At 45.9% G+C, this 6,210-nt stretch carries 8 protein-coding genes, 1 tRNA gene and 1 other RNA gene; 2 read left to right on the plus strand and 8 right to left on the minus strand.

What is annotated here, in order from left to right:
* Positions 1-207: 207 nt before the first annotated feature.
* The 6 genes from F8N00_RS15395 to tadA all read right to left on the minus strand — a co-directional run bounded on the left by F8N00_RS15395 (position 208) and on the right by tadA (position 3,982).
* Entirely contained in the window at positions 208-426 is a 219-nt protein-coding gene (locus F8N00_RS15395) for a YaaL family protein (protein WP_023469883.1), read from the minus strand.
* The gene (gene recR, locus F8N00_RS15400; RefSeq protein ID WP_023469882.1) at positions 423-1,022 is read right to left on the minus strand and encodes a recombination mediator RecR; all 600 of its coding nucleotides are present in this window, start codon (positions 1,020-1,022) and stop codon (positions 423-425) included. Before recR ends, F8N00_RS15395 begins: the two co-directional genes overlap by 4 nt.
* 18 nt (positions 1,023-1,040) lie before the next feature.
* Complete coding sequence (locus F8N00_RS15405) at positions 1,041-1,361, minus strand: YbaB/EbfC family nucleoid-associated protein (protein ID WP_023469881.1); 321 nt, start codon at positions 1,359-1,361, stop codon at positions 1,041-1,043.
* 18 nt (positions 1,362-1,379) lie between these two features.
* Positions 1,380-3,065: a DNA polymerase III subunit gamma/tau gene (gene dnaX, locus F8N00_RS15410; protein WP_023469880.1), complete on the minus strand. Its 1,686-nt coding sequence runs from the start codon at positions 3,063-3,065 to the stop codon at positions 1,380-1,382.
* Between the two features lie 95 nt (positions 3,066-3,160).
* Positions 3,161-3,427: signal recognition particle sRNA large type (gene ffs / locus F8N00_RS15415), an RNA gene on the minus strand.
* A gap of 48 nt (positions 3,428-3,475) precedes the next feature.
* Positions 3,476-3,982, minus strand: coding sequence for a tRNA adenosine(34) deaminase TadA (tadA, locus tag F8N00_RS15420; protein ID WP_023469879.1), 507 nt, complete (start codon positions 3,980-3,982; stop codon positions 3,476-3,478).
* A 108-nt stretch (positions 3,983-4,090) separates the two neighbouring features.
* On the opposite strand from tadA, the gene F8N00_RS15425 reads away from it, so the two are divergent.
* Both F8N00_RS15425 and F8N00_RS15430 read left to right on the plus strand, forming a co-directional pair.
* Positions 4,091-4,720 carry a deoxynucleoside kinase gene (locus F8N00_RS15425; protein WP_023469878.1) on the plus strand — a complete coding sequence of 210 codons (630 nt, stop codon included), beginning with the start codon at positions 4,091-4,093 and terminating at the stop codon, positions 4,718-4,720.
* Entirely contained in the window at positions 4,717-5,394 is a 678-nt protein-coding gene (locus F8N00_RS15430) for a deoxynucleoside kinase (RefSeq protein ID WP_023469877.1), read from the plus strand. Before F8N00_RS15425 ends, F8N00_RS15430 begins: the two co-directional genes overlap by 4 nt.
* Positions 5,395-5,467: 73 nt before the next feature.
* On the opposite strand, the gene F8N00_RS15435 is transcribed toward F8N00_RS15430, so the two are convergent.
* Positions 5,468-5,932 (minus strand): DinB family protein, encoded by a 465-nt coding sequence (locus tag F8N00_RS15435; protein WP_023469876.1) that lies wholly within the window; start codon positions 5,930-5,932, stop codon positions 5,468-5,470.
* Between the two features lie 102 nt (positions 5,933-6,034).
* Positions 6,035-6,124: transfer RNA gene (locus F8N00_RS15440), tRNA-Ser, on the minus strand.
* Between the last annotated feature and the right edge of the window lie 86 nt (positions 6,125-6,210).

Here is a 6,210-nt window from a genome sequence, read left to right on the forward strand (position 1 = left end):
TTTTGGCGACTCAATTAGAATACCAAGTTTGAAACAAGAAGTCAACAACTTTTTTAAAATTGTTTTTTACTTGTTTGCCGTAAGCGCTCGTCCTCTTAAGGACATGAATTAATATATCACGATAATTAGACATGTGCAACTACTTTATTAAAATAACTTATAGTTTTTTTAGAGCATGTAAAAACCGCAGACAAGAATGGCTGCGGTTTACTTCATCATCAATGAGACGCGTCTTCTTTTTGCTTCGCTTATATAGAAGAAATACAGTGATTCCGCTAACTTCATTTGTGCTTCTAAATCACCATAGTCATCATAGCTGATTTCTAAGAGATGACGCTTCATCAAATAATCTTCTTTTGCTTTTGCTAATTCTTCTAACAAACGCTGGTCGTACTCACTGCGAATCTTCTTTCGAAACCAACTCATAGTTCGCGACGTCCCTCCATTGCACGAGATAACGTCACTTCATCTGCGTATTCAAGATCTCCGCCAACCGGAAGACCATGGGCAATTCGAGTGATCCGAATACCCGTCGGTTTTAAGAGACGCGATAGATACATCGCTGTCGCTTCTCCTTCGATATTCGGATTAGTTGCTAAGATGACTTCCGTAATCGCTTCGTCCGCTTGAAGACGTGTCAGTAGGCTAGATACATTGATATCCTCTGGACCGATTCCTTCCATTGGACTGATTGCTCCATGCAAGACATGATACAACCCTTGGTAATCTCGCATCTTTTCCATTGCAATGACATCCCTTGAATCTTGGACGACACAGACAATCGTACGGTTTCGGTGTTTATCTGTACATACATAACAAGGATCTTGATCCGTGATATTCCCGCAGACACTACAGTAGGCAATGTCGCGCTTCGCGCTGACCAATGCCTTTCCGAACATCAAGACATCGTCCTCTTCCATATCAAGGACATGAAACGCTAGACGAACTGCTGTCTTCGGACCAATCCCCGGCAGTTTCGTAAAACTTTCGATCAAACGACTAATCGCTTCAGGATATTGCAAGTGGTTTCCTCCTACGAATTAAAACATTCCCGGCAGATTCATACCTTGTGTGAATTTCCCCATTTTACTTGCTACGAGTTCATCGACCTTCTTCAAAGCATCGTTTGTTGCAGCTAAGACGAGATCTTGAATCATTTCAACATCATCTGGATCAACGACTTCTTCTTTAATGATGACATCTACGATATTTTTATGACCATCAGCGACGACTGAGACCATTTCTCCGCCTGCTGTACCTGTCACTGTTAAGTCTTTTAGTTCTTCTTGTGCTTTCGCCATATCCTTTTGCATCTTCTGCATCTGCTTCATCATATTGTTCATGTTTCCCATTCCGCGCATCTGTATTCCTCCTCGAATTTAATCTTCGAACTCTACGATATCACCAAAACGACCAAGCGTCTCGGACAATAACTGATCGCTCTCCGATTCTTGTTTTGTTTCCTTCTCTTCTATACTACTACTATTTCGCTTAGCAACAAACTCTGCCTTCAGTTCATGCCAATCCTTTGAGAGAATCGCTAAAATTTCGCGTTTGACGCCGCATACTTCATACAGCGCTTCTTCAATCACGAAACGTGTTCGTTCATTCGTCATGACCTGCTCAAAGTGCCATCCTTTACCGTCATCGAATTCAATCAGCAACGTATCCGCTGAACAAAGAACCGGTTTACTCTCATGGAGTAACGAGTAGATGGGACCATCTTCTTTTAAAATCCATTTTAAGATGTGATCCCAGCGTTCTTGAATCTCGCGCAATTGCGCTTTCTCTGCTCGCTCTAGCATTTGGCGAATCCGCTCTTTGGCGATTCGAACGGTTGGTCGTCCTTGTTTCCGCTTCGGTTGCGCTTGTGGTGCAGCCGCTTCTTGTGCTGGAACACCATTCGACTTCCATTGGTGCATCTGTTCTTTCATTTCGCGGACTTCCTGTTGCAACGATTGGACGATCTGTCCCGTTGTTCTCCCCTGTTCCGCAATTTGAATGAAGGCAATCTCAACGAGGACTCGCGGATGATTCGTCAACCGCATCTGTTGTTGGCAGTCATGTAACTGATCAATGATCGTAAAGCACGTCTCTGCTTCAATCGATTCAACGAATTGTTTGAACTCATCCGTCGGGCGCGCACGCTCTAGCAAATCGACAGCTGTAGGCGAGGCTTTCAACAACAACGTGTCTCGGTAAAAGAAGACGAGATCCTCCACGAAACGTTTTAGATCTTTCCCCGCTCGCTGCATCGTTTCAAGCGTCTGTAACAACTGATCGACTTGATGTTCATGTAAGGCACGGGCAATGTTCAGTAATGCTTCATCTTCTACTGCTCCTGTTACTTCAAGAACAGCCGCATCATTTAGATCACCATTCGAAAAAGCAACCGCTTGGTCGAGTAGACTCAGCGCATCACGCATACCACCATCCGCCGCTCGGGCGATCAATCGTAATGCCGTATCCGAATACTCGATCGATTGGTCTTTTAAGATATATTGCATCCGCTCTACGAGTTGATCGACTTCATGCCGCTTCACATCGAAACGTTGGCAACGCGAGATGATCGTCGCCGGAATTTTATGTGGTTCAGTCGTTGCTAAGATGAAGATGGCGTGCGCCGGTGGTTCTTCTAGTGTTTTGAGCAAGGCATTAAAGGCACCTGTCGACAACATATGCACTTCATCAATGATATAGACTTTATAGGCTGCTTCTGAAGGGGGATATTTGACTTTATCCCGGATTTCCCGAATCTCATCTACGCCGTTATTGGAAGCGGCATCGATTTCGAAGACGTCCGGGCTTGATCCTTCTGTGATCGCAAGACACGTCGGGCACGTATTACACGGTTCTTTGACCGGTGCATGCTCACAGTTGATCGCTTTAGCGATGATTTTGGCAAGACTCGTCTTTCCTGTTCCACGAGGACCCGAAAATAGATAGGCGTGGGACATCCGTCCCTCCATCAATGCATTTTGGATCGTACGGGTGATATGCGCTTGTCCAACGACTTCGTCGAATCGTTGCGGACGGTACACGCGGTATAGTGCTTGATAGGCCAAGTTTGCGCCTCCTCTTTTTAAGTTCCTCATTCTATTTTACCTAAAAAAGTCTACAACCGAAACCGGCTGTAGACTTGTCTTTAAAAATTAAACTGCCGCGCACCATATTCTGAAATATGTTCAACATGCGTTACTCACGCAGCCTGCTCAGTCCAAGCACCCCTACAACACACAGAGAGCACCACTTAAGGCTGCTTCCTTCCGGACCTGACCTGGTTCATGGGTATCTGTTGCGTAGGACTCAAACGTCAACGCTACTTACGTGAGGCAGACCACACCAATCATATCCCTCGACATGGAATTCAGTCTCGCTATAGCGGATTGCGAGTGACAGGGAACCGCTACATCCCCACCTAGCACGGCAAATGGTTTATCGATTTTTAGTGGCACCTTGTTTCAGTGCTTTTTCATTATACTGTTTCATCTGGTGCGATGCAACCCATTGCCCGCTTTCGCGCTTTCTTTTTCGCGCGCAGTTCCCGAAAGAACGTCGTTAGCATCTCACCACACTCTTTTTCTAATATACCGCTCGTCAACTCTGAGACATGATTGAACCGATCGTCTTGCACTAGGTTCATCAGCGTTCCGCAGCACCCACCCTTCGGATCAACGGCACCAAAGATGACATGTTCAATTCGCGACAGCATGATGGCTCCCGCACACATCGGACACGGTTCGAGTGTCACGTATAACTCGCACCCTTCAAGTCGCCAGTTCCCGAGCTTTCGGCAAGCCTCCTCGATTGCGATCAACTCCGCATGTGCCGTCGCCTGTTGATCCGTTTCCCGGTGATTGTACCCCGTCGCGATGACTTCATCGCCTTTGACGATGACACATCCGATCGGAACTTCACCGATTGCTTCTGCCTTTTTCGCCTCTTCAATTGCAAGGCGCATATAGTGTTCCTGTCGTTCCATTGACGATACTCCTCACTCTAAAAAAATTCTCCTTTTGAAACTTCAGCAAGTCGTACTTCTTTGTGCTAAAATATAAATTGCACTTTGCTGAACGGAGGGTCATTGTATATGTTCATAACGGTTGAAGGACCGATTGGTGTAGGCAAAACATCACTTGCGAACGCCATCAGTCACCATTTCTCTTTTTCTATGTTACGCGAAATCGTCGAAGAAAATCCCTTTCTTGGAAAGTTCTATGAAGATATCGAAGAATGGAGCTTCCAGACGGAAATGTTCTTCTTGTGCAATCGCTTCAAACAACTCGATGATATCGAACGTCATTACCTCAGTAAACAACGCTCTGTCGTTGCTGATTACCATATTTTTAAGAACTTGATTTTTGCACACCGCTCTCTAAAGGTAGAGCATCTTGAGAAGTATGAACAAATCTATTCGATCCTGACGACGGACATGCCAAAACCAGATGCTGTCATCTACTTGAACGCAAGTATCGACACCTTGATGAAACGTGTTGCGCTGCGCGGACGAGAAATCGAAGAAAATATGTCACGTGCCTATCTCGAACAATTAGCCGAGGATTACGAGACATTCGTCACGGAATACCAAGTCAAACATCCGGAAGTCAAAATCATCCGTTTCGACGGAGATGCTCTCGACTTCGTCAAGCGACCAGAAGATCTCGAGTACGTCTTGACGACGATCCGGAACGAATTATATGAAGGAGCGAACCACGCATGAACTTGAAGCTACGTGAAAAATACAACATCCCGGCAGATGCCGTCATTACGATCGGCGGTATGGTCGGGATCGGGAAATCAACGATCACAAACGGATTAGCCGATGCCCTTGGTTTCCGGACTTCACTCGAAAAAGTCGATACGAACCCTTACTTGGATAAATTCTATCATGATTTCGAGCGTTGGAGTTTCCACCTCCAAATCTATTTCCTCGCTGAACGCTTCAAGGAGCAAAAGCGGATTTTCCAATACGGTGGTGGTTTCATCCAAGATCGTTCAATCTATGAAGATACAGGGATCTTTGCTAAGATGCATTTTGAAAAAGGAACGATGTCTCCAACGGACTATGAAACATATTCAAGTTTGTTTGACGCAATGGTCATGACACCGTTCTTCCCACATCCGGATCTTTTGATCTATCTTGAAGGTTCGTTCGAACAAGTACTAGAACGAATTCGTCTTCGCGGACGTGAGATGGAGCAACAGACACCAATCGAATATTGGGAAGAGATGTACGAACGCTATACGAACTGGATCAATAACTTCACAATCTGCCCGGTACTCCGCTTGTCGATCGACGAATACGACTTACTGAACGAGCCAGAATCCATCGACCGGATTCTCGCGAAGATTGAAAAGCAGCTTGAAGTTGCTCGCATTGCCAATACACGCTAACTGATCAGATCTGCCTCTTAGGCGGATCTTTTTTTGCGCAAAAAAAGGAGACGCGTGTCGCATCTCCCTCGCATTAACCAATTACTTGATTGATTTGTTCCATATGGTGTAGATCATGTTGAGCCATTGCTCCGAGGAACTGACCGATTGTCAGTTCTTTGTCTTTAATGACGACCTTGTCCTGCAGGCGTTCTTCCGGAATCAATTCGACTGCACGGCGCAACAAGTCACGGCTGACTAAAAACTCATCGATCGTCAAGATCCGTTGCTGCTCACGGCTCATCTTCGCCGCTTCTTCATTGACGGCTTGGCTATCCGGTGCGACACGGAATGGTTCACCCGCGAGCAAGTACGGGATGCGCTCTGCGACCATGAAGCGATCCCATGGTGATAAGTGACCGATGATCTCAGCAATCGTCCATTTACCTTCTGCATACGATGTTCGCCATGCCTCTTCTGAAATCTGTTCTAAGTCTTTTACATATGTCATCGTCATCGCATAATGCGAAAGCAACGATTCTTTTGTTTGTTCGTTCATTTCGTCCACCTCTTCTTCGTTTTTCACGTAGGCAACCATAGCACGCACAAAGAAATCGATGCAACAAAAAAGCACCTCAGAATTGAGATGCTTCATAAAAAGCGGAGTCGGTGGGATTCGAACCCACGCGAGCCTTGCGACCCCTAACGGATTTCGAGTCCGTCCCCTTCAGCCGGACTTGGGTACGACTCCATGATTATATTTATTTTTGGGTAAAAAAAAAGAAGTGGAGGAGGCGGTGGGATTCGAACCCACGCACGGCTTTCGCCGCCTGACGG

The sequence above is a fragment of the Exiguobacterium sp. A1_3_1 genome (genome assembly GCF_048985645.1).
GTDB classification, from domain to species: Bacteria; Bacillota; Bacilli; order Exiguobacteriales; family Exiguobacteriaceae; genus Exiguobacterium_A; species Exiguobacterium_A indicum.

Excerpts from the sequence above, each read along its gene's own strand:
- F8N00_RS15395 (WP_023469883.1), bottom strand. The coding sequence starts at position 426 with ATGAGTTGGTTTCGAAAGAAGATTCGCAGTGAGTACGACCAGCGTTTG.
- F8N00_RS15405 (WP_023469881.1), bottom strand. The coding sequence starts at position 1,361 with ATGCGCGGAATGGGAAACATGAACAATATGATGAAGCAGATGCAGAAG.
- tadA (WP_023469879.1), bottom strand. The coding sequence starts at position 3,982 with ATGGAACGACAGGAACACTATATGCGCCTTGCAATTGAAGAGGCGAAA.
- F8N00_RS15425 (WP_023469878.1), top strand. The coding sequence starts at position 4,091 with ATGTTCATAACGGTTGAAGGACCGATTGGTGTAGGCAAAACATCACTT.
- F8N00_RS15430 (WP_023469877.1), top strand. The coding sequence starts at position 4,717 with ATGAACTTGAAGCTACGTGAAAAATACAACATCCCGGCAGATGCCGTC.
- F8N00_RS15435 (WP_023469876.1), bottom strand. The coding sequence starts at position 5,932 with ATGAACGAACAAACAAAAGAATCGTTGCTTTCGCATTATGCGATGACG.